At 67.9% G+C, this 25783-nt stretch carries 21 protein-coding genes; 14 read left to right on the top strand and 7 right to left on the bottom strand.

Annotation, left to right across the window (positions count from 1 at the left end):
- Positions 1-143: 143 nt before the first annotated feature.
- The 4 genes from CDV49_RS14100 to CDV49_RS14085 form a co-directional block, all read right to left on the bottom strand.
- The gene (locus tag CDV49_RS14100; protein ID WP_088216060.1) at positions 144-1505 is read right to left on the bottom strand and encodes an FAD/NAD(P)-binding protein; all 1362 of its coding nucleotides are present in this window, start codon (positions 1503-1505) and stop codon (positions 144-146) included.
- 31 nt (positions 1506-1536) lie between these two features.
- Positions 1537-2010, bottom strand: coding sequence for an RrF2 family transcriptional regulator (locus tag CDV49_RS14095; protein ID WP_088216059.1), 474 nt, complete (start codon positions 2008-2010; stop codon positions 1537-1539).
- 259 nt (positions 2011-2269) lie between these two features.
- Positions 2270-3127, bottom strand: coding sequence for a bestrophin family protein (locus CDV49_RS14090; protein WP_088216058.1), 858 nt, complete (start codon positions 3125-3127; stop codon positions 2270-2272).
- A gap of 120 nt (positions 3128-3247) precedes the next feature.
- The gene (locus CDV49_RS14085; RefSeq protein ID WP_179209220.1) at positions 3248-4291 is read right to left on the bottom strand and encodes a glycerophosphodiester phosphodiesterase family protein; all 1044 of its coding nucleotides are present in this window, start codon (positions 4289-4291) and stop codon (positions 3248-3250) included.
- Positions 4292-4508: 217 nt separating this feature from the next.
- On the opposite strand from CDV49_RS14085, the gene CDV49_RS14080 reads away from it, so the two are divergent.
- From CDV49_RS14080 to CDV49_RS14070, 3 genes are all read left to right on the top strand, one after another.
- Positions 4509-5681, top strand: a complete 1173-nt coding sequence (locus CDV49_RS14080) for an NAD(P)/FAD-dependent oxidoreductase (RefSeq protein ID WP_088216056.1) — start codon at positions 4509-4511, stop codon at positions 5679-5681.
- A gap of 1282 nt (positions 5682-6963) precedes the next feature.
- Positions 6964-8025, top strand: coding sequence for a histidinol-phosphate transaminase (hisC, locus tag CDV49_RS14075; protein ID WP_179209219.1), 1062 nt, complete (start codon positions 6964-6966; stop codon positions 8023-8025).
- An 85-nt stretch (positions 8026-8110) separates the two neighbouring features.
- A complete protein-coding gene (locus CDV49_RS14070; protein WP_088216054.1) occupies positions 8111-8647 on the top strand; it encodes a hypothetical protein in 537 nt (178 codons plus the stop codon).
- Positions 8648-9059: 412 nt separating this feature from the next.
- Here CDV49_RS14070 and CDV49_RS14065 read toward each other — a convergent pair whose 3' ends face one another.
- Positions 9060-10646, bottom strand: coding sequence for an ABC transporter substrate-binding protein (locus CDV49_RS14065; protein WP_218821980.1), 1587 nt, complete (start codon positions 10644-10646; stop codon positions 9060-9062).
- Between the two features lie 306 nt (positions 10647-10952).
- On the opposite strand from CDV49_RS14065, the gene CDV49_RS14060 reads away from it, so the two are divergent.
- The 6 genes from CDV49_RS14060 (at position 10953) to CDV49_RS14035 (ending at position 16975) form a co-directional block, all read left to right on the top strand.
- Positions 10953-11417, top strand: coding sequence for a MaoC family dehydratase (locus tag CDV49_RS14060; protein WP_256947350.1), 465 nt, complete (start codon positions 10953-10955; stop codon positions 11415-11417).
- The gene (locus CDV49_RS14055) at positions 11417-12418 is read left to right on the top strand and encodes an NAD(P)H-dependent flavin oxidoreductase (protein WP_088216051.1); all 1002 of its coding nucleotides are present in this window, start codon (positions 11417-11419) and stop codon (positions 12416-12418) included. The genes CDV49_RS14060 and CDV49_RS14055 overlap by 1 nt, the downstream gene beginning before the upstream one ends.
- A 1-nt stretch (position 12419) precedes the next feature.
- Positions 12420-13085: a histidine phosphatase family protein gene (locus tag CDV49_RS14050; RefSeq protein ID WP_088216050.1), complete on the top strand. Its 666-nt coding sequence runs from the start codon at positions 12420-12422 to the stop codon at positions 13083-13085.
- Between the two features lie 12 nt (positions 13086-13097).
- A complete protein-coding gene (locus CDV49_RS14045) occupies positions 13098-13517 on the top strand; it encodes a PaaI family thioesterase (RefSeq protein ID WP_088216049.1) in 420 nt (139 codons plus the stop codon).
- Between the two features lie 199 nt (positions 13518-13716).
- Positions 13717-15315, top strand: coding sequence for a class I adenylate-forming enzyme family protein (locus CDV49_RS14040; RefSeq protein WP_088216106.1), 1599 nt, complete (start codon positions 13717-13719; stop codon positions 15313-15315).
- The gene (locus CDV49_RS14035) at positions 15308-16975 is read left to right on the top strand and encodes a long-chain-fatty-acid--CoA ligase (protein WP_088216048.1); all 1668 of its coding nucleotides are present in this window, start codon (positions 15308-15310) and stop codon (positions 16973-16975) included. The genes CDV49_RS14040 and CDV49_RS14035 overlap by 8 nt, the downstream gene beginning before the upstream one ends.
- A gap of 349 nt (positions 16976-17324) precedes the next feature.
- On the opposite strand, the gene CDV49_RS14030 is transcribed toward CDV49_RS14035, so the two are convergent.
- The gene (locus tag CDV49_RS14030) at positions 17325-18119 is read right to left on the bottom strand and encodes an enoyl-CoA hydratase (RefSeq protein WP_088216047.1); all 795 of its coding nucleotides are present in this window, start codon (positions 18117-18119) and stop codon (positions 17325-17327) included.
- A gap of 170 nt (positions 18120-18289) precedes the next feature.
- Here CDV49_RS14030 and CDV49_RS14025 point away from each other — a divergent pair, with 170 nt between their 5' ends.
- Entirely contained in the window at positions 18290-19006 is a 717-nt protein-coding gene (locus tag CDV49_RS14025) for a TetR/AcrR family transcriptional regulator (RefSeq protein WP_088216046.1), read from the top strand.
- A 38-nt stretch (positions 19007-19044) separates the two neighbouring features.
- Here CDV49_RS14025 and CDV49_RS14020 read toward each other — a convergent pair whose 3' ends face one another.
- Positions 19045-20196, bottom strand: a complete 1152-nt coding sequence (locus tag CDV49_RS14020) for a phosphotransferase family protein (RefSeq protein WP_256947349.1) — start codon at positions 20194-20196, stop codon at positions 19045-19047.
- Positions 20197-20654: 458 nt separating this feature from the next.
- Here CDV49_RS14020 and CDV49_RS14015 point away from each other — a divergent pair, with 458 nt between their 5' ends.
- The 4 genes from CDV49_RS14015 to CDV49_RS14000 all read left to right on the top strand — a co-directional run bounded on the left by CDV49_RS14015 (position 20655) and on the right by CDV49_RS14000 (position 25768).
- A complete protein-coding gene (locus CDV49_RS14015) occupies positions 20655-22340 on the top strand; it encodes a class I adenylate-forming enzyme family protein (protein WP_218821979.1) in 1686 nt (561 codons plus the stop codon).
- A 13-nt stretch (positions 22341-22353) separates the two neighbouring features.
- Positions 22354-23658 carry a 3-hydroxyacyl-CoA dehydrogenase gene (locus tag CDV49_RS14010; protein WP_088216044.1) on the top strand — a complete coding sequence of 435 codons (1305 nt, stop codon included), beginning with the start codon at positions 22354-22356 and terminating at the stop codon, positions 23656-23658.
- A complete protein-coding gene (locus tag CDV49_RS14005; RefSeq protein ID WP_088216043.1) occupies positions 23658-24434 on the top strand; it encodes an enoyl-CoA hydratase-related protein in 777 nt (258 codons plus the stop codon). Before CDV49_RS14010 ends, CDV49_RS14005 begins: the two co-directional genes overlap by 1 nt.
- A gap of 65 nt (positions 24435-24499) precedes the next feature.
- Entirely contained in the window at positions 24500-25768 is a 1269-nt protein-coding gene (locus CDV49_RS14000) for an acyl-CoA dehydrogenase family protein (RefSeq protein WP_179209228.1), read from the top strand.
- Positions 25769-25783: the final 15 nt, after the last annotated feature.

The following is a 25783-nucleotide window of genomic DNA, read 5'->3' as shown; positions in this document are numbered from 1 at the left end:
GCTGTCTCCTGAAGGCGGCATCGGCGCGGAGCGCCGTTTTGCCTGTCAGGTTGCGCCCGCGCCCCGCTTCGCACAAGCAAGAAACGCTGTGATGAGACAAGAAATACTTGTCTCCACGATGCATGTAATCTGGGCAGCCCGCGTCAGCCGCAGGGGCGGCGGCGGGCCTGCGCAGCCGTTGTATCGTCCGCAGTCAGCCGGGGCACCAGCAAGGCGGCCTGTGCCCGGATATCGACGATGGCCAGCCCCTCCCAGCTTGCCGCCCGCGCGGCGGGGCCGATGGCGTGAAGCGGCGCGGCGGCCGTTCCGGGGCGGGGAAGAACCTGCCCGTCGGCCGTTACCTCCAGCCCGATGCGCAGCGCGTCGATCCGCGCCAAGCCACTGTCCACGAGCGACCGGACGAGCGGTGTCGCATGGTCTTCCGGGTCGCGCAGCAGGCCACGCCCATCGGTGATCTGCGTCACCTCCACCGTCTCCAGCTCTCCCCCCCGATGGCGCAGCGTGACGGTGTGGCGCCCCCCGCGTTCGGCGGCGGAGAGCAGGGTGCCGGTCACCAGCCGCACCTGACCGGCAAGGCGCGCGGTATCCAGCCGCGCGGCCACGGGTGCGGGAATGCGGTGGCGATGGATCTCCCAGAACCGGCGGGCGTGGCGCAGGAAGCGTCCGCGCGTTTCGGGCGGCACGCTCTGCCACCAGAGCGCGAGATGCCCGCGCGCGCCGTCCACGATGTCGCGCCAGTCGCCGCCGCGCCCCTCGTGCCAGCGCACCTGCGTGCGCAGCCAGCGGAGCGCATAGCCCGCCCCTGCACCGAGCGGCAGGTCCGCCCTGTCCAGCTCGATGGGTCGGCTCGGCCCGTTGACCCGCGGCAGCAGCCCCCGGCGGGACAGGATCACGATCTCCCCCCGGTGTCCGGCCTCCAGCAGCCGCATCACCCGGTCCACCATCGTCAGCCCGGTGCCGACGATCAGGACGCGCGCCTCCGCATCGTCGGGCAGGGGGGCGTGCCAGGGATCGAACTCGGCGCGTTCCAACATGTCCGCGCCCGCCTGAAGCAGCGGATGCCCCGTTGCCAGCACCGCCCTGTCGGCGAGGATCGTCCGCCCGTCGGCCAGATGGGCCGCGATGCGCCCGCTGCTCCCGTGGGTCAGCGCCACGCATTCCTCCTGCTCCCGGCGCAGGCGGGGCGCAGGGGAGACGAGGCCTTCCAGATAGGCGGCGTAGAGATGACGGGGCACGAAGGCATCCCGGTCGGCGGGGGTTCCCTGCCCGGCCAGCCAGTCGTGGAAATGGTCGGGCCAGTCGGCAAAGGCGCTCATCGCGCCGACGCGGGTGTTGAGCAGATGGGCGGCATGCGGCGTGTCATAGGCGATGCCCCGTCCCAGCCGCTCCCGCGGCTCGACGAGTGTGAGCCGCAGGCCGGGCGGCCCGTTGCGGAGCAGATGCGCGGCAAGGATCGTCCCGCTCGCCCCGCCGCCGATGATGAGGATGTGGCGCGGCCCGCTCATGCCACGTTCCCGACCACGCTCCCGGCGCGCGTCAGGCCCGCGCGACCCTGAGGGCGGTGTCGTCCTCTTCCTCCGCGGGGAGAGACAGCCCTCCCATGGCGCGCAGATCGGCGATGGACTTGCTGTCCAGCACACCGACGATCGCCTCCCGCACCTCCAGCATGGTCAGGCGCACGGCGCAGCGCGTCTCGTCCGGGCAGTCGTTGCAGCGCACATAGGCCGTCCGGCTCGCGCAGGGGATGGGGGAGAGGGGGCCTTCCAGCACGCGCAGCACATGCCCGGCCATCAACTGCTCCGCCGGGCGGGCCAGCATGTAGCCGCCGTTCCGCCCCTTGCGTGTGGCGACGAAGCCCGCGTTGCGCAACTCGCCCAGGATGGTGTCCAGGAACTTCTTGGAGACCCCCTCGGCCTCCGCGATCTCCACAGACTGCGCCAGCTCCCCCTTGGGCCGACCCGCGAGGTTGATGAGCGCTTTCAGCCCGTACTTGCCCTTCATCGTCAGCATGGGACCCCCCCGAAAGGCGGTATTCCGCCGCGTTCGTCCATAGCATTTCTATACGGAGGCCGCGCCGAAGGCGAGACGGAAACGGACGCTGCGGCGAACGACGGGTCATGCCATGCTCCCAGGGCTGCGGATGGCGCGCAGTCTAGCGCAGGCGGCCCCTCGGGCGAATTCCAAGGTTTTGCGCCCCGCAGCGATGGCGTTCTCTTTCCCGGCCGTCCACCAGTGAAAATTCTCTGCCGGCCTCGGCGCCGCTCACCCGTCAGGTGAGCACGTAGTCATCTGGGCGGGGGGCGGGGGGCAGTTCAGTCTCTCCCAGTTCGCGGCGGAGCGTGATCTCGATCCCCGTGGCGTAGGAGGCGATGGGCAGATCGTTGGGCATCAGGCCGAACGGTTCCTCCAGCTCATCCGCCAGCGCGTCCAGCCCGAAGAACGTATAGGCCATGAGCGCCACCGCCAGCGGCGTGGCCCAGCCAAGGCTGTCAGCGAAACCGAAGGGCAGCAGGAAGCAGAAGATATAGGCTGTCCGATGGAGGAGCAGCGCATAGGCGAAGGGCAGCGGCGTGTTGGCCAGCCGCTCGCAGCCGACCATGCCCTGCGACAACCGCCCGAGGCTTTCGTTGAGCGCGAGCGCCTCCACCGGCTCCAGCGCCCCCGCCCGGAGCAGGCCCGCCACGGTGAGCGCGGCGCGTGTCAGCAGCGCGTCCGCCGAGGGGTCGGGCGTCTCGCCCCGCAGGCCGCGCGCGCCGGCATGGGCGAAGCCGATGACCGCGTGCAGGATGTCCCTCCGCGCCTCCGGGGCGGTTTCGGTCAGGATCGCGGTCTGGCGGGCGATGTCGCGCGCCGTCTGGATGATCTGGCCCCAGAGCTTGCGGGCCTCCCACCAGCGGTCATAGCTCGCCCCGTTGCGGAAGCCGAGGAAGATGGACAGCGAGATCCCGATCAGCGCAAAGGGTGCGGGGTTCATCCCCGGCACCCAGCCTGGCAGCCATCGGTGCGCCGCGACGATGAAGGCGGAAAGCAGCGCCACGCTGAGAAGCTGCGGCCAGATACGCTGAACGATGGAGCCTTTCATCACGAAGAACAGGCGGAGCGCGCTGGGTCTGTCTCGGACGATCATCGGGCCATCGACTTTCGGCCCGCGCGGCGCGCGGGCGGCATGGGAAGGCCCCGGAGCGACTCGCCGCCGGGGCCGTCAGTGTCCTGCGCCGCCCTGGGATCCGCAAGGCGGCTTTACGGGTCAGGCCCGCTTGCGGCGTGCAACCAGCCCGAGGGCGCCGATCCCGGCCAGTACCAGCGGCAGGGCGGCCGGCAGCGGCACGGGGGCGACCTCATAGCTCGCCACAACGGCCACTGCATAGTCGGGATTGTCGGTGATGATGCCGTCGATCCCCCATTCGATGACCTGCGCCATCTGGGCAAAGGCCGTGTTCAGATCGGCGGGGCGGAACGTCCAGGCATAGACCGGCAGGCCAAGGTCATGGGCGGCGGCGATCAACTCCTCCGTGATGCTGCCGGAGGTCAGCGACAGGGCATCGGCATAGGTGGCAAGCCCGGCGAGAGTGATCTTGCCGTCGATGTAGAACTGCCCGTCCAGCCCCAGCGCCGCGCCCCCAAGCTGCGAGACCGGCAGCGTCAGGCCCATCTCCGCCAGCTTGCCCGCGGCATCGTGGACATTCTCATGGCTGAAGGATTGCAGGATCGCCTTGTCCGGCGTGTCGTAGCCATGGGCGATCAGCGTGTCGATCGCCTTCTGGTTCGACACCGGATCATAGCCGTATTTCAGCTCCGCCACGATGCCGACATTCGTGCCATAGGTGGCGTTGTATTCGGTCAGCGCGTCGAGCTGCTCTGCAAAGGTCGGCACGCGGAAGGGGTTTTCGCTGGACGGCGTGAAGCCGGGATAGTCGTGGCTCTGGGAATCCACCGTCAGCGTGCGGATTTCCTCCAGCGTGAAGTCGGCGACATTGTAGCCGCCGTTCCGGGGCGCGAACAGCGTCTCCACATTGGTGGTCCGCTCCAGCGTGCCGTCATGCATGACGACGAGGACGCCGTCCTTGGTAGGCTGCACGTCGTTCTCGATCCAGTCGGCGCCCTGGCGGACGGAAAGCTCCGTTCCGGCCAGCGTATTCTCGGAAAGATAGGCGGGGGCGCCCCGGTGGGCGATCACCGCGGGCGCGGCCCCGGTCAGCGTGTCGAACCGGGCGTCGAAGGTTGCGGCCTCGGCGGAAAGCGGCAGGGCGAACGCGAAGGTCACGCCAAGGACGGCATGGGAGAGTTTCATCATATACCTCTGGAGTTGTGCGCGCCGCGGCGTTTCCACCACGGCAGTCAACGCGGGCAAGATCACAAGCGTTTGAAACGACATGGTTTACGGACGATGACGGTTCGGGGACAATTCCGGCGTGTGCCCTGTGCATCGTCATCGGCGCGCCATGACCGCCCGTGCAGGCAGCGGGAGCGCGATTGCCAGCCGCCGCCGCCGGAGATACAGGCGGGGCATGGCGGGACAGGACACCATCATCCTCGGCGCGGGCGCGGCGGGACTCTTCTCGGCGATCGAGGAGGCGCGGCGCGGGCGGCGGGTGCTGCTGATCGACCATGCCCGCCGGGCGGGAGAGAAGATCCGCATCTCCGGCGGCGGGCGGTGCAACTTCACCAATCTCGGCATCGCGCCGGAACGGTTCCTGTCCAAAAACCCGCGCTTCGCGCTGTCGGCCCTCAAACGCTATACCCAGTGGGATTTCATCGACCGCATGGCGGGCTGGGGTATCCCGTGGCACGAAAAGACGCTGGGGCAGCTTTTCTGCGACGGCTCGGCCAGGGATCTCGTCGCCGCGCTGCTCCGCGATCTGGAGCAGGCGGGGGGTGACCTGTGGCTGGAGACGGCGGTGGAAGGGGTCACGCCGCGCGGGCAGGACTTTGCGGTCGCCACCTCTCGCGGGGTGCTGACGGCGGGCAAGGTCGTGGTGGCGACGGGCGGCAAGTCCATCCCGAAGATGGGCGCGACCGGCATCGGCTACCGCATCGCGGAGAGCTTCGGCCTCCCGCTGGTGGAGACGCGGCCCGGCCTTGTGCCGCTGACCCTTTCGCCGCCGGATCTGGAGCGCTTCGCCCCGCTCTCCGGCACCGCCGTTCAGGGCAGCGCGCGCCACGGGCGCACCGCGTTCGACGAGGCGATCCTGTTCACCCACCGCGGCCTGTCCGGCCCTGCGATCCTCCAGATCAGCTCCTACTGGCGGGAGGGGGAGGAGATCCGGCTCGATCTCGCCCGCGGTCAGGATGCCGGCGCACTGCTGCGGGAGGCCCGCGCCACCGCCGGGCGCATCGCGCTCCGCACGGCGCTGTCGCGGCTGATGCCGGAGAAGCTCGCGCGGCATGTGGAGGCGGTCAGCGGCCTGTCGGGCAATCTCGCCGATCAGCCGAACGCGGCGCTCGACCGGTTGGCCGCTTTGGTGCACGACTATCCGCTGCGTCCGGCCGGATCGGAAGGCTACCGCACGGCGGAGGTGACGCTGGGCGGGGTGGACACCGATGCCCTTGATGCCCGCACGATGGAGGCGAAGGCGGTCCCCGGCCTGCATTTCATCGGCGAGGTGGTGGATGTGACGGGCTGGCTTGGCGGTTATAATTTCCAATGGGCCTGGTCCTCGGGCTGGGCAGCGGCCGCATAGCCGCACGGCACCGGATCGTGCCCGCCATCCGGCGCGCCACGGGCGGGCGTTCGGCGCGGGGCTGGCGCTATGGCGTGGAAGTCTTGCGGGGAAGTCGTGCGGGGAAGTCGGCCGCCGCCTGCCATCCGGGCGCGACACTTCCGGGATGGCAGGCGCCCGGCCTGCGCGGCACCCGGCTCCTCCGCCGGTTACACGGTCTCCCGGACTGGCGCGCGTGCGCGGGGGCCTCGACACGCGGCTCGAACAGGGTTTGCAGCAGGCATTGCGTGGGCCACCCGCATCTCCGCCCGGTCGCGATTTCGATGGCGGATGTCCGCTTGGCACCCTGTCGAGAAACCGGGGCAGGTCACCGCTGACGCATCCCGGCCCGCGCGGGCAATGGCTTAACAGGCTGCTGAAAAGGTCCCAGCGTCATGTCTATGTGCTGCAAATCGGGAAATTGGCCCAAGACACGAAACGGATGGATTTCCGGCGGGGTTTCGTCAGATTTCGAACGCTTTCCGCTTTCCGCTTTCCGCTTTCCGCTTCAGCGCAGGCGTGAGCGCCTTTTTCCGCAGGCTGCCAACAGGTTGCTGAAAAGCCCGGAAGACTCATGCCTCTGCTCTGGAAATCGGCCCCGGTACGATCCGAAATGGCCGGATTTCGTCGGATTGCGGATGATTTCCGCTCCAACACGCACCCAGAAGTCCTTTTCAGCCGTCTGCTAAAGGCTGAGGGTGTGTCAAAACACGGTTCCGACGCCGCGCAGGGGAGGGATGCTCTTCACGATGACACATGTATCCGTGTTGATGTGCGCAAGTGGCCCGAGGTCGGCTTGAGGGGAATTCCGTTCTATGTCCTTGTCACAAAGGCGAGTTCTGACACCCCCTCGGCCGGGGTCTCGATGCGCAGGGGCAGAAACGGCTCCGGCTCTTCTCCACCGGGGCGATCACCCTCCCGGTCGCGCCCCGGCATTTCCGCCGGGTGCTGCGCCAGAACCCCGGCCTGCCGCGGGGTGCCTCTTGGCATTATAAGGGATGAAGGAGACGCATCCCGGCCGACGCGGACGAAGGCCTGAACACCGGCCCGGGCGAGCACCCGGACAAGCACCTTGAGCGGACGCGGTCGGCCTGCGCACGGGCCTCCCGGGGGGCCTCCGCGTGGGCCAGGGTGTGATACCATGACCGGCGATCTTATCCACCTGCGCATCCTAGCCCGCGCGTTAGAGACTCTTTGGCCGTTCCCTGTGGCCTCTGCCAAGCGCAGGCGATAGTCTCCCGCCGATGAAATGGTGAGGATACCCGTGAGCAGGTTGTGGAGCCCCTTCGTCCAGCATCTCGTCCCCTATGTCCCCGGCGAGCAGCCGAAGGGGGAGCGGGTGGTGAAGCTGAACACCAACGAGAACCCCTACGGCCCCTCGCCTCTGGCGCTGGCGGCGATCCGGGCGGCGACGGACGATGGCCTGCGGCTCTATCCCGATCCGACGGCCTCCGCCCTCGCAGCGGCGATCGCGGAGCCGCTGGGCCTTGCGCCCGATCAGGTGTTTCTCGGCAACGGCTCGGACGAGGTGCTGGCCCATGCCTTCAACGCCTTCTTCCGGGACAAGGGGCCGGTGCTGTTTCCCGATGTGACCTACAGCTTCTATCCCACGTATTGCGGCCTGTACGACCTGCCGTTCCGGCGGCTGCCTCTGGATGCGGATTTCCGGCTGGATGCGGCCCCGTATCACGGGCCCTGCGGCGGCATTGTCATCGCCAACCCCAATGCCCCGACGGGGATCGCGGTGGGGCTGGACGTGCTGGAGGATATCCTGCGGCGGAACCCCGACGTGGTGGTTCTGATCGATGAGGCCTATGTCGATTTCGGGGCGGAAAGTGCCGCGCACCTGATCGGGGAGCATGACAACCTTCTGGTGGTGCAGACATTCTCCAAGTCGCGAAGCCTTGCCGGGCTGCGGGTCGGCTTCGCGCTTGGCCAGCAACCGCTGATAGAGGCGCTGCGGCGGGTCCGGGACAGCTTCAATTCCTATCCGCTGGACAGGCTGGCGCTCGCCGGGGCAGAGGCCGCATGGCGCGACCGTGGCTGGTTCGACCAGACGCGCGCCCGCGTGATGGCGGACCGGGAGCGGATGACGGCGGGGCTCACGGCGCAGGGTTTCGACGTGCTGCCCTCGCAGGCGAATTTCGTCTTCGCCCGTCACCCGGATCTCTCTGGGGAGGCCGCGCTGGCGGGGTTGCGCGCGCAGGGCGTTCTTATCCGCCGCTTCGGCCAAGAGCGGATCGCGGACTGGCTCCGTATCTCCATCGGCACGGCGGAGGAATGCGATCTGCTGCTCTCCGCAACCGCTGGGGTCCTCTCCCGCTGAAAGGCGGGAGATCGAAACAAAGACGAATGCGAATGTCGTGCTACATTCTCTTGCGCATGATTCCGATGCGTAAGGGAGAACACCCATGACTGGACTCGATGCCTTCGATCCCGCCGACCGGGACCGTATAGCCGCAATGCCGATGTTTGCGGGCATGGCGGTGACCGCCGCCGATCCGAGTGGCCTGTTCGGGGCCATCAAGGAGAGCGCGGCCATGGCGCAAGCGCTCAACAAGGCGCGCGACTCGAAGGACAATCCGTTGATCACCGCGGCGGTGGAAAGCTTTTCCTCCCCCGAGGGACGTTCCGCAGTGACCACCCTGCTCAAGGACGGGGTGAAGGGGAAGGATCCGAAAGGCATCGTGGACAGCCTGATCGGTGAGATCAGCCGGCTTTCCGGCATTATAGCAGAGAAGGCGCCGGATGCCGCGCCGGGCTTCAACAGCTGGCTCATCGACATCGCGCAGAGCGTGGCGGAGGCGTCGAAGGAGGGCGGGTTTCTTGGCTTCGGCGGTGTGAAGGTCAGCCCGGAGGAGACCGCGACGATCGAGCGGCTGAAAACCGCCCTGTCCGGCACCGCTACCCCCGCCGCGACGACCCAGACCCCGCCGCCGGTGGCCTGACCCGCTGGTCTGGACTGCCAGTCTGGATCGCCGGTCTGGCCTCGGGCGTGAACCGCCGATCCGCACCGTTGGTGGCGGCCCGCGTCCGAAAGAGGAGCCCGTGCTTTGCGGCGCGGGCGTCCCCTTGTGGCCCTGCAGAGGGAGCGTTGGGCGGGGGTTTGTCCTCGCCCATCTCCCGGATTTGCGACCTCCTGTTGGTTGGTGCCTGATGTAGTCTGGCGGAAGCCGTTTCAGCCGGAGGGCCTGCGGGGCATGATCCCGATGCAGGCTTTCGGGCCTTCATCGGGGTTCGACACGGTGTGGGACGAATTATCTGCCCCGGATTGTCTGTCAGCAGATCGTCTGACCCCGGATTGTCTGTCCGCGATGTGCCGGGGCGTTCCGGCCCCCGCCATCGGGGGCCGATACATATTCAGCCGCCGTTGCCGAGCAGGGTCACGTCCTGAAACTTCGGCTTGCCCAGCAGGTTCGGCGCGAAATTCGCGACCTGCTTCGTCGCGGCGTCCGTCTCGTAGCGGAAGGAGATCGGTGCGGTGAGCGCGTTCTGCATGGCCAGCTTCTGCACCTTGGCGAGAGCGGTTGCACGGGCGGCCTGATCGTCCGTGGCGCGGCTTTCGGCGATGGCTTCGTTGAAGCCCGGCAACGGCGCGACGCGGCCCGGATTGTAGTAGGACTTCTCGTCATAAAGCGTGACGTAGGTCACCGTCGGATCGGCACGCCCCGTCCATGCGGAGAGATACACGTCCCCCTCGCCCCCGCCGAAGACGCGGCTGTCGGCCTCCGCGATGGGCGCGTTCAGGAAACGCCCCCGGATCCCCACCTTGGAAAGCTGGTTGAGGATCACCTCCTGCCGCTGCACCGCCGCCTGATCGGGATAGCTGCGGAAGTCGAGCTGCAACCCGTCGGCATGGCCCGCCTCCGCCAGCAGGCGCCGGGCAAGATCGGGATCGTAGCGGGTGTATTCCTCGGCCTCAGGCGCGTAGGCCCAGTGGGATTTGGGCAGGTTCATCGCCGCCGCCTCGCCCAGCCCCTGCTGCACGGCCTGAATGAAGGAGTTCCGGTCGATGGCGTGGTTGATCGCCTGCCGCACCCGCACATCGGCCAGCGGACCTTTGGACCCGTTGAGGTAGAGCTGGTAGATATAGGCGGTGGGCCGGGTGATGCCCGTGAGCTTCGGGTTGCGTTCCACCACCGGCATGAAGCGTTCGGAGACCAGATAGGCGATGTCCACCTGCCCGGACTGCACCGCGCGAAGCCGCGTCGCCGCGTCGGGGATGATGAAGAACTCGATCTCCGCCGCACCGGGGCGATCCTGCCGCCAGTAGGCGGGGTTGGCTTCCCCGATCAGCCGCTCCGCATCGGTCCAGCTCACGTATTTCCACGCGCCGGTGCCCACCGGACTGCGGTCGATCCGGCCCTGCTCGCTGGCCTTCAGCGCGGTGGGCGAGACGACCATGCCCGGCCGGTCCGCGAGGATGAGCGGCATGGCGCTGTCCGGCACCTTGAGGCGCAGTGTCACCTGAAGCGGGCCGGTGATCTCGACCGTGTCGATCGTGGACATCTCGGCCTTGTGGTTGGACAGCGGCGAGCCGCGCATCCGGTCGAGGTTGAACTTGACCGCCTCCGCATCCATCGGGGTGCCGTCGTGGAAGGTGACGCCCTCCCGAAGGTCGAGCACGAGCGTCTGCGGATCGCTGAAGGCATAGCTTTTCGCAAGGCCGGGGCGGGGGGCGAGCGTATCGGGATCCCAGTCCACCAGCGTATCGTAGAAATTGAACAGATAGACGTGGTCGGACCCGGACCCGCTCGTCGCCGGATCAAGGCTGGACGGATTGGCGATGCCCGCGATCCGCAGCCGACCCGTCGCCCCCGCAAAGGCGCGAATCGGCAGGCCGAGGCTTGCTACCGCGCCTGCCGCCGTCATGCCGATCAGCAGCTTCCTGCGGCTGAGAGCGGGAAAAAATCCGCGCGAAGCGGACCCGTGGTCATCAAAAGTCACCCTGTTCCTCCCTGTCATGTCCGGTCGCCCTGTGCCGCCTGGCGGCAAGGCCCCGTCTGGTCTGTACAACCCCTCCTCCTCCGGAGGGGATCCGCCCTGACGACAGCATTCGCCGACCCGCGTGTCAACGGATTCCTTACAAATGTCAGGATACCTGACCGGCCCCGTTCCACTCTGCGAAACCCCAAGGGAACAAGGCGATCCGTCAAAACGGGCGCAAGAGAATTATCGGCGTTGTCTGTCGCAGGATTTGGATCTACGGTCGCCTTACATTTGTCAGGAAACGGGGAGGCAGGTGGGATGGAGATGTCGCCAGCAGAGCTTGCGGAGCGCGTGGGGGAGGAGATCGGCCTGTCCGATTGGAAGGTCATCGACCAGCCGCTGATCGACGCTTTCGCCAAAGTCACGGACGACTATCAGTTCATCCACGTCGATCCGGGCCGCGCCGCCGCCGAAGGGCCCTATGGCACGACGGTCGCGCATGGGCTGCTCACGCTTTCTCTCCTGCCCGCTCTGGCGAAAAGCGCGCTGCCGAAGCTCACCAATGTGCGCTCCAGCGTGAACTATGGCTTCGACCGGGTGCGCTTCGTGGCGCCGGTCCCGGTCGGCGCACGCATCCGGGGGCGGTTCCGGCTGACCCGGGCTGACTGGAGGTCACCCGACGCTCTGCTTGCCGTCTGGGGGGTGACTGTGGAAATTGAGGGGGCCGACCGGCCCGCGCTCCTCGCTGACTGGCTCGGACTGCGCTATGTTGGAAAGGAGGCCGCGTGATGCGGACACTCAAGGATCTTCCCGCCCCGTTCCGCAGGCTCCGCCTGCCGCTCGTCGCATCGCCCATGTTCATCCTCTCCGGCCCCGATCTGGTCATCGCCCAGTGCAAGGCGGGGATCGTCGGCAGCTTCCCCGCGCTCAACGCGCGTGAGGGAGCGGGCGAGCCGCCGCTTCTGGAGGCATGGCTCCGCCGCATCACGGAGGAGCTGGACCGCCACAACCAGGCCAACCCCGACCGGCCCGCCGCGCCCTTTGCCGTGAACCAGATCGTTCACCGCTCCAACGCGCGGCTGGACCGGGACGTGGAGATTTGCGCCCGCTGGAAGGTGCCGATTTGGATCACCTCGCTCGGCGCGCGGCCCGAAGTGAACGCGGTGGCCCATGAGTCAGGCGCGATCGTGCTGCACGATGTCATCAACAACACCTTCGCCCGCAAGGCGGTGGAGAAGGGCGCGGACGGGCTGATCGCTGTTGCCGCCGGTGCGGGCGGCCATGCCGGGATGCAGTCGCCCTTTGCTCTGGTGCAGGAAATCCGGTCGTGGTTCTCCGGCCCGCTGCTGCTGTCGGGAAGCCTCGCCACCGGGCAGGCGCTGCTGGCGGCGCAGGTGATGGGCGCGGACATGGGCTATATGGGTTCCGCCTTCATCGCAACGAAGGAAGCGCAGGCCCCCGCGGAATACAAGGATATGATCGTGGGCTCCGGGGCGGAGGACATCGTCACCTCCTCGCTTTTCACGGGTGTCTCGGGCAACTACCTCAAGCCGTCGATCCGCCGCGCGGGTCTGGACCCGGACGCGCTGCCGCAGGGCGACGTCGCCACGATGAACTTCAAGGACGGCGCCTCCAAACCCAAGGCCTGGAAGGAGATCTGGGGTGCGGGTCAGGGGATCGGTGCGGTGAAGGGCGTGGTGTCTGCCGCCGATCTGGTCGCGCGGCTGGAGCGGGAATACCGGCACGCCGTGGAGGGTGTCGTGGCGCTCGACGAACGCGTGCCTGGCTGAGATGGTGGAGATCACCCTCGTCCGTCACGGGCAGGCGTCCTTCGGGGCGGCGGATTACGACCGTCTCTCGCCGCTCGGCCACGAACAGGCCCGCCTGCTGGGGGAAAGCCTGGCCCTGCGGGGCGGGGCGCGTCCGTCACGGGTGTTCCTGGGGAACATGCGCCGCCATCGGGAGACGCTGGAGGGGCTGGCCCCCGCGCTCGGACTGGATCCCGATGCCGCCGTCGTTCACGAGGGCCTGAACGAGTTCGACGGTGGCGCGCTGCTTGCCTGCCGGTTCGGCGGCGCGCTGCCCGAGGATGTGCGGCGTGACAGGCGGCTCTACTTCCGCACCCTGCGGGAGACGGTGCTCGCCTGGCAGCGGGACGAGGTGGAAGCCCCGCCCGAACGCTGGCGCGACTTCTCCGCCCGCGTGTCCGACGCGCTGGCGGAGATGCGTGCGGCGGGGGGCGATGTGCTCGCGGTCAGCTCCGGGGGCGCGATCAGCCGGATGCTGGTGGAAGTGCTGGGCGCGCCGCCCGCGCAGATGATCCTGCTCCAGCTTCAGATGAAGAACTGCGCTGTGTCGCGTCTTGTCGGCGGGGGGCAGGGGCTGTTCCTGCATGCGTTCAACGAAGCGCCACACCTGCGGACGGAAGAGGACGACCGGCTGCTGACCTATGCCTGAAGGAGACTACCGATGGATCAACCCGTGTCCGGCACGTTCTTGACCGAAGACCCCTATCCGTTTCAGAAGCTGCTGGGCTTCCGCATGCTCGACTGGGCCCAGGACCGCGCCCGGTTCGAACTGCCGCTCGGGGAGCATCTCCAGAACCGCTACGGCATTCCGCATGGCGGGGTCTATGCGGCCCTGCTGGACACGGTGATGGGCTACAGCGGCAGCTATACCGGCGATGCCGAGAACCGCCGCAAGGCGATGACGCTGTCGCTGACCACCAATTTCCTCTCGCGGCCCGCGGGCACGGTGATCGTGGCGGAGGGCTGGCGCGTCGGCGGCGGGCAGAAGACCTTCTTCGCCGAGGGCCGGATCACCGATGCCGAGGGGACGATCGTGGCCACCGGCAGCGGCGCCTTCCGGTACACCGGCGCGGGCAAGTGACGGCACTGGCATGACGCGACCGCGCCCGGATGCGGGCGCGGGCACAGGGCGCGGCATCTGGCACGGATGCCGCAAGACAACCGGCACGGCGCGGGAGAGGAGACACCCGCGCTGCACTGCACGAGAGGGAGGAGAGAATGGCTGAGATCGCCCTGATGTCCGGCATGGCCGGATCGCAGATGCCGCACGGGTGGCGGACATGACCGCGGCGGAAATGCGCCTCTGGCCCATCCCGGTGGAGGAGGAGGTGCTGGACATTCCGCACCGCATCCGCGCCGCCGCCGCAAAGCGGCCGGAGCATATCGCCCTGATCGACGGCGCGGGGGAGATCACGGCAGCCGCACTGGTGGACCGGATGGACAGGGTAGCTGCGGCGCTGGCCGCGCTCGGTCTGGCCGAGGGCGACGTGATCGCCACGGTGGGCGGGCTGACCTCTGACCACCTCACGCTTTATCTGGGTGCCGCGGCGCTTGGCGTCTGCGTGGCGCCGCTGCCGACCTCCGGCCATCCCGAGGCGCTGGCCCGGATGCGGGAGAATGCGGGCGCCGCGCAGGTCTTTGCCGATGCCGCCGCGCCGGAGACGCCCGGCGCCCGGGATCTGGAGCGTTTCGTGGCGGAGGCTCAGGCGCTCGCCCCCCTGCCGCCCCGCCGCATCCAGCCCGATACCCTGTTCGACATCATCTACAGTTCCGGCACCACCGGCGCGCCCAAGGGGATCGAGCACGACGTCCGGTTCCGGGACAATCAGGTGGACCGGTTCCGCCGCTTCGGGTTGAGCGAGGATTCGACGGTCCTGTTCTCGACACCCCTCTATTCCAACACCACGCTCGCGACACTGATCCCGGTGCTGGCGATGGGCGGGCGGGTGATCCTGATGCGCAAGTTCGACGCGCGGGGCTTCCTCGCGCTTGCGGAGGCGCATCGCGTCACCCACAGCATGATGGTGCCGGTCCAGATCCGGCGGGTCATCGAGCACCCCGAGTTCGACCGGTTCGACCTGTCCTCCTATCAGGCGAAACTCTCCACCAGCGCGCCGTTGAACCCCGCGGTGGTGGAGCAGGTGCTGGCCCGCTGGCCGGGGCGGATGATCAACATCTACGGCATGACGGAGGGCGGGGTGAGCGCGGTGCTCGACTGTTCCGCCTGGCCCGGCAAGCTCCACACCGTCGGCAGGCCGGGAGCGGGGGCGGAAGTCCTGATCCTCGACGAAGCCGGCCGTCCCCTGCCGCAAGGTGAGACGGGGGAGGTGGTGGGCCGCTCCACCACGATGATGCGCGGCTATCGCAATGCGCCCGAAGCCACGCGCGACCTGACATGGATCAGCCCGGAGGGCGTGCCCTATATCCGGTCGGGCGACATGGGGCGGCTGGACGAGGATGGCTTCCTGACGTTGCTCGACCGGCGGAAGGACATGATCATCTCCGGCGGCTTCAACATTTTCGCCGCGGATATCGAGGCGGTCCTCTCCACCCATCCCGATGTGACGGACTGCGCCGTGATCGGTGTGCCCAGCCCCGAGTGGGGGGAGACGCCGGTGGCCTGCGTCGTGCTCGCCCCCGGTGGGGAGGCGGAGGCGGTGCGGGAGTGGACCAACGCCCGGGTCGGCCGGTTCCAGCGGCTCGCCGGGGTCGCCGTTCTGCCCGAACTACCCCGCAGCGTGATCGGCAAGGTGCTGAAGCGGGAGCTGCGGGACCGCTGGCCCGAACTTTCCGCCCGGCCTGATCCTTCCCGGGCCGATCCGTCCTTCCCCGATCCGGCGCGGGCCGATCCGTCCCGGAAGGAGGGTGCCGATGTCTGATCCTGTTCGCCCCTGGCCTGCGGGGGTTCCCGAACGGCTCGACGCCCCCCGGCACAACGTGGCCGAGAACCTGCGCCTGTCGGCGGAGCGGGTGCCGGAGGCGGTCGCGCTCATCTATCACGGGACGGAGATCACCTATGCCGGGCTTCAGGCGCGGGTGATGCGGCTCGCGGGCTGGCTTCAGGAGCACGCGGGCGTGCGCCGGGGCGACAGGGTCGTTCTCTACATGCAGAACAGCCCGCAATTCGTCATCGCTTTCCATGCCATCCTGCGGGCGAATGCGGTCGTCGTACCGGTGAACCCGATGAACCGGCTGCGCGAGGTGGAACATGTCGTCACCGACAGCGGCGCGCGCGTGGCCATCGTGGGGCAGGAGCTTCTGGGCTACATCGCGCCGCTGATCGGCACGTCGGTGGCGCATGTGCTGGCTGCGGCCTATGCCGACATGGCCGATCTGGCGTGCGACATCCCCCTTCCGCCGGGGCTCGAAGCCCGGGAGCGGGATGACTATCCGGCGGGCGTCACCGGCTGGCGCGCGATGGAGGCCGCGGGTCTGACCCCCGGCCCCGTCACCACGGGCGGCGATGATCTCGCGGCGATCCCCTATACCTCCGGGACGACGGGCCGGCAGAAGGGCTGCATGCACAGCCACGCGACGCTTCAGACGACGCTTGTCGGCAGCGTGGTGTGGAATCCGCTGGGGGAGGGGGGCGCCACGCTTTCCGTCCTGCCGCTGTTCCATGTCACGGGGATGCAGAACTCCATGAACGGGCCGATCTATGCGGGGGAGACCATCGTGCTCATGTCCCGCTGGGACCGGCGCGTGGCGGTGGAACTGATCCGCCGCTACCGCATCGCCCGATGGCGCAGCATCTCCACCATGATCGTCGATCTGGTGAGCGACCCCGATATCCGGGCCGAGGATCTGGCGAGCCTCCAGACGCTGGGCGGCGGCGGTGCGGCCATGCCCGCGGCCATCGCCGCACGGCTTAAGGCGCTGACCGGGCTCGACTATCTCGAAGGCTACGGCATGACGGAGACGATTGCGGGCGTCCTCATCAACCCGCATGACGCGCCCCGCCCGCAATGTCTCGGCATCCCGGTGTTCGACGTGGACGCGCGGATCATCGACCCGGATACGGGCCGGGAACTCGGCCCCGAGGAGCCGGGGGAGATCATCATCAGCGCGCCGCAGGTGTTCCAGGGCTACTGGAACAACGAGGAGGCGACCCGCGCCGCCTTTCTGGAACGGGACGGCAAGCGGTTCCTGCGCACGGGTGACATCGCGCGGTATGACCGGGATGGATATTTCCACATCGTCGACCGGGTGAAGCGGATGGTCAACGCCTCCGGCTTCAAGGTGTGGCCGACGGAGGTGGAGGCGTTGATGCATGCCCATCCCGGCATCGTGGAGGCCTGTATCGTCGGCTATCCCGATCCGCGCCGGGGCGAGTCGGTGCTGGCCTATGTCGTGCCCAGGGGCGAACTGCCGGAGGCCGAGCTGATCGCCTGGTGCCGGGAACAGATGGCCGCCTACAAGGTGCCGCGCCGCGTGGTCTATGTGGAGGCGCTGCCCCGCTCCGGCAGCGGCAAGGTCCAGTGGCTGGAGTTGCAGGAGCGCGCGGCGCGCGACTTCGGGCAGATGTCTGCCGCCGAATGAGGGGGCGGCGCTCCCGCAGCGCCCCCGTTTCCCCGCCCTGCTTGTTCGCTCCCGCGGTTTGACGGCGCGATCCTTTGCCCCATGCGACAGGCTGCGAAAGCGTCAGGACCGCGCAGGCCGACCGATCAGCAATGAGGAGGGCCCGCCCGGCGTTGATCCGAGGGTTGGCCCGATCGCTCGTGCAGCCGGGGCCGGGCATCACCCCCAAGGCGGTCGCGAAGTGGCGGCACCGACTGACGGTCGGTGAAGGCGGGGCCGAAGCAGCCCCGCTCGACGGTTCCGACCGGGGCGGAAGGCGCGATGGTCGCTTCCTTCCGAACCCGGTCCGACGGATGCCGGGAGTGACCGCCTAGGCGCCCGCGAAGGCTGCCTTGCGTTTCTCCACAAAGGCCGCCGCCGCCTCCCGGTGATCTGCGGTCAGCATGGAAAGCGTGTGGTTCCGCGCCTCCTGATCCAGACAGTCCGCAAGGCTGCCCCCCGTGGCCGCGAGTGTCAGGTTCTGCTTCATCCGCCCATAGGTGAGCGTCGGCCCGGCGGCAAGATCGGCGGCAAGGCCGCGCGCCGTTTCCATGACGGCCCCCGCCGGGAGCGCGCGGGTGACAAGGCCGATCTCCGCAGCCTCCGCCCCCGACAGCAGCGGTGACAGCAGGTAAAGCTCCCGCGCCTTCGCCCCGCCAAGGATATGGGTGAGGAAGTAGCTGCCGCCGAAATCCCCCGACAGCGCCACCTTGGCGAAGGCAGTGGTGAGTTTCGCGTCTTCCGCGCAGATCCGCAGGTCGCAGGCCATCGCAAGCGACAGGCCCGCTCCGGCAGCGGAGCCTTCGATGGCGGCAATGGTCGGCTTCGGCATGGTGTGGAGGTAGAAGGCCGCGCTCATCCGGTCGCGGAGCGTGTGGAGACGCTGGCCCACCGGCCTGTCCGCGCCCGCGCCTTCGTTCATCGCCTTCACGTCGCCGCCCACGCAGAAATGCCCGCCCGCCCCTGTCAGCAGGACCGCACGGACCGCGTCATCCTCCGCCGCGGCGGCGAGCGCCTCGGTCAGTGCCGCGGTCATCGCGGGCGTCATGGCGTTGCGCCGCTCGGGCCGGTTCAAGGTGATCGTCAGCAGTCCGTCCTGCCGGTTCAGAAGAACTTGATCGGTCATGGCTTCTCCCCCTATATGGAATCCTGACAATCGTCAGTCTATTCAGGTTAGCGGTGCCGCATGCCCGAGGCAACACGGGCCTTCGACGGAGGTGCGGTTTCCGCGCGGACGGTTGAGGCGCCGCACGCCACCGCATAGATTGGCACCACCCTGAGTGACGGAGCCGTAGCGTGACATCGACCCCCCCGACTGGAAAACCGCAAAAGCCCAAGACCGGCTTCCTTGACGAAGCCGATGTGGATGTCGTGCGCAACGAGGATCTCGTCCGGCGGCGGCGGGAGCAGATCTGTGACGCCGCGCTCGACCTGTTTCTTGAGAAGGGGTTCGCCTCCACCACGATCCGCGACATCTGCGCGCGCTCCGGTGTCAATCACGCCAGCATCTATGACTATGTGGCCAACAAGAACGACGCGCTCCGGCGGCTGCTGAACCAGCTCTGGTTCCGCACCGACGTGCCGCTGCTGACGGACCTTCTGTCGCAGGAGGGCCGGTCGCTGGAGGATGCTCTGGCGGAATATCTGCGGGAGACATGGGACAAGAAGCGCAAGGGCACGCTGCTCATCTACCGCTCCATCCCGCATATGCTGCCCGAGGACCGGGCCGCCATGCGGGAGCGGGAGGAGAAGCTGATGGCCGAAGGGGGGGCGCTGCTGTCGCGCCGGGCCGGGCTGTCGCCCGATGATCCGCGTGGGATCACGGCGGCGAACCTGCTGGTGTTCCTGTCCGCTTTCGCGCCGATGCGGGACTGGCTGCAACCACGCGCCACCCGGGGCGACCCTCTGGTGGCCGCGGTGGCGCGAGGCTCGGCGGTGATGGTGACGGCCATTCTGGAAGGGCCGGAGATGATCCTGGATGAGCCGGAGGTCACCGAGGATCCCGCCGGTTGAGCTGGGGGCGCGGGCGACAGCCGGCGCCCGCGCTACGGTCAGGCTTTGCCTGCCTCATAAGCCCGCGCGATTTCCGCGCCGCGCTCGGCCACCAGGCGGGCACGCTCGCCATCCCTGACCGGATCGGCACTGGCGCTGCTGGCGGTGCCCTGCGCCGCCCGCGCCGCCACACCCTGCACGATGGCCGCATAGCGGAAGCAGTTGAAGGCAAGGAACACCGGCCAGTCGGGAATGTCCTTCCGCCCCGTCCGCTCGACATAGCGGGCGAGCATCTCCGCCTCCTGCGGCAAGCCCGCTGCGGGCAGATCGGGCGCACCCGCCAGCGCGCCCGTCAACCGGTAGGGCAGGCAGAGATAGGCCAGATCGGAAAGCGGATGGCCGATGGTGGAAAGCTCCCAGTCCAGAACAGCCACCACCTGCGGTTTCTCCGGGTGCAGGATCGTGTTGCCCACGCGGAAGTCGCCATGCGTGATCGCGCTTTCCTCCTGCACGGAGGAATGGGCGAGCAGCCAGTCCCGCAGCCAGTCCATGCCCTTATAGTCGAAATCCGCGGGCAGCGCCGATTTGGACGCCTCATATTGCCCCGACCACCGCGCCGTCTGCCGCGCGAGATAGCCCTCCGGGCGGCCGTAGCCCTGAAGCCCGCAGGCCTGCCAGTCGAGCTTGTGCAGTTCCGCCAGGGTATCGACCAGCGAAAATGCCACCCGCCGCCTGTCCTCCCGAGCGACCGGCGCCATGGCCGGATCGGAGATGATGCGCCCCTCCACGAATTCCATCAGGAAGAATTCCACCCCGATCACCGAAGCGTCGTCGCAATAGGCGATCATCTGGGGCGTGGGGACGGCTGTCGGGCCGAGCGCGTGCATGATCCGGTATTCCCGGTCCACCGCGTGCGCCTTCGGCAGCAGGTCTCCCGGCGGCTTCTTGCGCAGGACGAATCGCCGCCCGTCCGCCAGCCGGACGAGGAAGGTCGGGTTGGACATGCCGCCCTGGAACTGCAGCAGCCGGATGGGTCTCTCCGGTTCATTCAGCGCCTGCGCGATCCATGCGGAAAGTGCCGCTTCGTCAAAACGATGCTTCGCGAGCGGCTCGATGAGCATGATGTCCGAGGGCTGTGGCGTCTGGGCCGCGAGCCGATCCGTGGTGCCGCGCAATGGCGTCGCGCGTGCTGTGCTGTCCTGCGCCGTCATGTCCTGTGCCTCTGATGGCAGGCCCGCCGTCGGGCCTGTGAGTGGGAGTCAGATCGCCTTGCGGGCGGTATGCGTGAAAGGTCCGGTCGTCATGCCTATGCCTTGATGTGGCCGGGGTCGAAAGCCCGCGCCGCAGCTTTGCGCGCTGTCGGTGACATGTTGCTTCCTCCCCTTCGCCGCGCATTGTATGCGGCGGCTTCGCGCCTGTTCCGGCGGCTCCTGCTGCGTGACTGACAAATGTCAGGAAGTACTTTAGGGGAGCAGTTGACAGCCGTCAATCCGCTTCTCGCAACAGGTCAATTTTGCCGAAATCACGGTGAGGCAAAGTTTTCTCTTGTCCGGTACGGGGTGGCTGTCGTAACCCTGACATGTGTCAGGAACGTGTCCCGCATCCATGCGCTCCGGGGAGGGAGCGGATGCCGGATCAGGTCCCTGAGCCACTGCCCTGGGAGGATGAGATGACCGAAGCCTTGCCGAGCCATGCCTCTGTCGCCGCCCGTCTGATCCGCGAGGACAGCCGTTTCGCGGTGGAGCGGAAACAGATCAATGGCACGGATTACACGGTCTTTGCCAATGCTCCCCCGAATGTCCGCGCGCTGTTCGAACAGGCGGAGGAGGCCTATGCGGGGCGCGAGATGCTGGTCGCGGGCAACCGCCGCTGGACCTATGGAGAAGTCCGCCGCGATGTCGCAGCTCTCGCCCATGCTCTCATCAGCCACCACGGGATAGGGCCGGGCGACCGGGTTGCCATCGGTTCGCGCAACCATGCGGAGATGATTCTGCTGGTTCTTGCGATTACCGCGACGGGGGCCAGCGTCGTGCCGCTGAATGCGTGGGGAAGCGGGGCGGAACTGCTCCGCGCCCTCAACGACTGCGGAGCGCGGCTTGTCTTTGCGGATGCCGACCGCTTCGCGCGGCTTGCCCCGGTGCTTCCCGAGGGGCTGACGCTCATCGGTATCCACGATGCGCCCGACACCTCCCGCTATGAACAGATGCGCGCCTGCGATCCGGTCTGGCCGGAGGTGGAGATCGCGCCGGAGGCGGAGTTCGCGGTGATGTATTCCTCCGGCTCCTCGGGTGTGCCGAAGGGCGTGATCCAGACGCATCGCAACGTCATCTCGGCCATCTGGAGCTGGTATCTGCTTCGGGTCATGGCGCCGGAGCTTGCCGTTCCCGCCCGTGCCCCGGCGATGCCCGCCTGGCTCATCATCTCGCCGCTGTTCCATGTCACCGCGCTTTACGCGAACTTTTTCCAGGGGTTGCAGATGGGGGCGAAGATCGTGCTCATGCCCCGCTGGAATGCCGATGAGGCCGTGGAGCTGATCCGGGCCGAGGGCATCACCCGCATCAGCGGCGTGCCCACGCAATCCGCCGATCTGGCCGAGACCGTGGAGCGGCGCGGGCTGACGCTGCCGTCGCTCGAGAACATCACCGGCGGGGGGGACAAGCGGCCTGCCGCGCAGGTGGAGGATCTGCACCGCGTCTTTCCGGCGACGACCATCGCCATCGGCTGGGGCATGACGGAAACATGCGCGCTGGGGATCAACCTTTCCGGTCCGGAATATCTCGAATACCCGGATGCGGCGGGGAGGCTGGCCCCCCCCGTTCAGGAGATGCGGATCGTCGATGACGCCGGACAGGACGTGGCGCCGGGCGAGATGGGAGAGCTGCTGATCCGCAGCCCCGCCGTGACCCCCGGCTATCTGAACGATGCCGCTGCCACGGCGGCCGCGCTCCGCGACGGCTGGCTGCTCACCGGAGATCTCGCGCGCGTGGGGCCGGAGGGGTTCATCCAGTTCTGTGGCCGCAAGAAGAACATGATCGTGCGGGGCGGCGAGAATATCGCCTGCGCCGAGGTGGAAAACGCGATCTACGAACACCCCGCGGTGGAGGATGCCTGCGTCTTTGCCGTCCCCCATCCCAGGCTGGGAGAGACGGTGGGCGCAGCGGTGCATCTGCTGCCCGGCACCACGCTGACGGTGGAGGAGCTGGCCGGGTTTCTCGGCCCGCTCGTCGCACGGTTCAAACAGCCCGAACGGCTCTGGGTGCTGGATGCGCCCCTGCCGCGCGGCGCCACGGAAAAGATCGATCGCAAGGTAATCCAGCGCCACTGCCTGTCGTTGCAGGCCGACGGCGCTCGCTGAGAAAGGCAGGACAATGGACAGACCCACCCTGACGGATGTCGAAAGCTACGTGGCCCGCGCCACCCGCGAGGCAGCGGTGGTCGAAGGGCTGGACCCGGCAACCCCCCTCCGGCCGATCCGCCGCGTGGGTATCATCGGGGCGGGCACGATGGGCGGCGGCATCGCGATGAACTTCGCCACCGCCGGCATCCCCGTCACCATCGTGGAAACGGCGCAGGAGGCGCTGGACCGGGGCATCGCGCTGGTCCGCAAGAACTACCAGAACAGCGCCGACAAGGGCCGCTTCCCGCAAGCGGAAGTCGAGGCGCGGATGGCGCGCATCACCCCGGCGCTGGACCTTGAGGCGCTGGCCGACTGCGACCTCATCATCGAGGCCGTGTTCGAGAACATGGACCTGAAGAAGCAGATCTTCGCCCGTCTGGATGCCATTGCCAGGCCGGGCGCGATTCTCGCCACCAATACCTCCGCGCTGGATGTCGATGAGATCGCCTCCGCCACGTCCCGGCCCCGGGATGTGATCGGGCTGCACTTCTTCTCCCCCGCCAACGTCATGAAACTGCTGGAGATCGTCAGGGCGGATCAGACGGCGGACGATGTTGTCGCGACCTCCATGGATCTGGCGGGCCGTATCGGCAAGGTGCCGGTGCTTGTCGGCGTGTGCTACGGCTTCGTGGGGAACCGGATGCTGGCGGCGCGGCGGGAGCAGGCCAACAAGCTGCTCTACCGGGGCCTGATGCCTTGGGACATCGACGCGGCCATCACCGGCTTCGGCTTCAAGATGGGGCCCTACCAGATGTCGGACCTTGCCGGGCTGGACATCGGCTGGTCCAAGGGCGCCAAGACCGCGAACCCCATCCGCGACGCGCTGTGCGAAAAGGGGCGGCGCGGGCAGAAGACGGGCGGCGGCTTCTACGATTATGACGCCGCGCGCAACGGGAGCCCGTCGGCGGAAGCCGCGGCCATCATCCACGAGATCACCGGCGCCGCGCCGGCCACGCTTCCGCCGGAGGAGATCGTGGAGATGCTGATGGCTCCGATGGTCAACGAGGCGGTGAAGATCCTTGAGGAAAACAAGGCGCAACGTCCGTCCGACGTCGATGTGGTCTGGCTGAACGGCTACGGCTTCCCGGCGTCGAAGGGCGGGCCGATGTACTGGGCCGATCAGGTGGGCGCGACACGGATCCTCGCCCGGATGGAGGCACTGGGCGCCGACGATCCGGCCTTTGCCCCGGCGGAATCGCTGCGGCGGCTGGCGGCGGAGGGCGGGCGTTTCCTGGACCTCGACCTCGGCGGTCTCAAAACGGGGGGGAGGGGCTGATGGACCTCGAATTCACGACAACGCGGCGGGAAGGGAATATTCTCGTCGTCACGATGAACCGGCCGGACGTGTACAACGCCGTCCATGCGCCGATGCACCATGAGATGTCGCGCATCTGGGACGCGTTCGAGGCGGACCCGGAGCTCTGGGTCGCCGTGCTGACCGGGGCGGGCGACAAGGCCTTCTGCGCGGGCAATGACCTGAAATACACCGCGCAGGGCGGCAACATGAAGGGGCCGGAGACCGGTTTCTCGGGTCTCTCCTCCCGCATCGACCGGCTGAAACCCATCGTCGCGGCGGTAAACGGCTTTGCCATGGGCGGCGGGTTCGAAACGGCGCTGGCTTGCGATGTGATCATCGCGTCCGAGAAGGCCCGTTTCGCGCTGCCGGAGGTGAAGGTGGGCTTCTTCGCCGCGGCGGGCGGCATCCAACGGCTGAGCCGCGAGATCCCGCGCAAGCAGGCGGTGGAGATGTTCCTGACCGGCCGTCAGGTCGGTGCCGAAGAAGGCGCGCGCATGGGCTTCGTCAACGAGGTCGTGGCCCCCGAACGCCTGATGGATCGGGCGATGGAAGTGGCGGGAGAGATCGCCGCCGTTTCCCCCTCGTCCATCCGGGCCTCGCTCCGCGTGCTCCGGGCGATGGACGACATGGACAACCTTCAGACCAGCCTCCGTTACAGCCGTCAGGTGATGTCCGACCTGCGCGAAACCGAAGACTTCCGTGAAGGCGTCACCGCCTTCGTCGAGAAACGCAAACCGAATTGGGTGAACAGATGAACGCGATCGACACGAAGAAAAAGGCTGCCGGCGCTGCATCGGAAGACATGCTGAACAACCTCGGCATGTCGGAAGGCGCGCGCCCCCTGCTGGCCCGCGTGGTGGAGCATATCCGCACCAACTGCGATCCGGCCTATGAGGAATACGAGCGTCTGGGCCGGACCCGCGCGGAGCGGTTCTCCTACGCGCCGGGGCAGCTCGAGATCCTCGCCGATCTGAAGGCGAAGGCGAAGACGGCGGGCCTGTGGAACTTCTTCCTGCCGGATGCCGAGACGGGCGAGGGCCTGTCGAACCTCGACTACGCCTATATCGCCTTCGAACTGGGCAAGAACCCGCTCGCCTCCCAGTCGCTGAACTGCTCGGCGCCCGATACCGGCAACATGGAAGTGCTGGAGCGTGTAGGCACGCCCGCGCAGAAGGAACGCTGGCTGAAGCCGCTTCTGGCCGGCGAGATCCGCTCCGCCTTTGCCATGACCGAGCCGGATGTCGCCTCGTCGGACGCCCGCAACGTGTCCATGCGCGCCGTGCTGGAAAACGGCGAATGGGTGATGAACGGCGAGAAATACTATATCTCCGGCGCCGGCGATCCGCGGTGCAAGATCATGATCGTCATGGTCAAGACCTCTCCCGATGCCGAAACCTTCCGCCAGCAGAGCCAGATCCTCGTTCCCATGGACACGCCCGGCGTGGAAATCCTCGGGCCGATGAATGTCTTTGGTCACGATGACGCGCCGCATGGCCACATGCACCTGCGCTTCACCGATGTGCGGGTGCCGGAGGAGAACATCCTCTGGGGTGAGGGGCGCGGCTTCGAGATCAGCCAGCTTCGCCTCGGGCCGGGCCGTATCCACCACTGCATGCGCTCCATCGGTGCCGCGGAGAAGGCGCTCGACCTGATGATCGCGCGCGGCCTCTCGCGGGAGGCGTTCGGCAAGCGGATCATCGACCTCGGCAAGAACATGGAGACGATCAGCCGCTCCCGTATCGAGATCGAGGCCATGCGGCTCATGGTGCTGAAGGCGGCCCGCGCGATGGATGTGCTGGGCAACAAGGAGGCGCGCATCTGGGTCTCCATGGCCAAGGCGATGGTGCCGGAGCGCTGCTGCAAGATCATCGACGATGCGATGCAGGTTCATGGCGCGACCGGCGTGAGCCAGTGGACCGACCTGCCGGAGATGTACATGAAGCAGCGCACGCTCCGCCTCGCGGACGGGCCGGACGAGGTACACCACGCCGTCGTCGCCCGCGCCGAGCGCAAGGCGTTCGAGGAGTCCAATGCGCGCCGCGCCGCCGCTGCCAGCCGCCGCGCCGGTGGCATGTTCGAAGGGCCGTGAGATGAAGGACCAGCA

It is taken from the genome of Haematobacter genomosp. 1 (assembly GCF_002196855.1).
In the GTDB taxonomy this organism is placed as follows: domain Bacteria; phylum Pseudomonadota; class Alphaproteobacteria; order Rhodobacterales; family Rhodobacteraceae; genus Haematobacter.
This window is presented reverse-complemented; position numbering and strand designations above follow the sequence as displayed.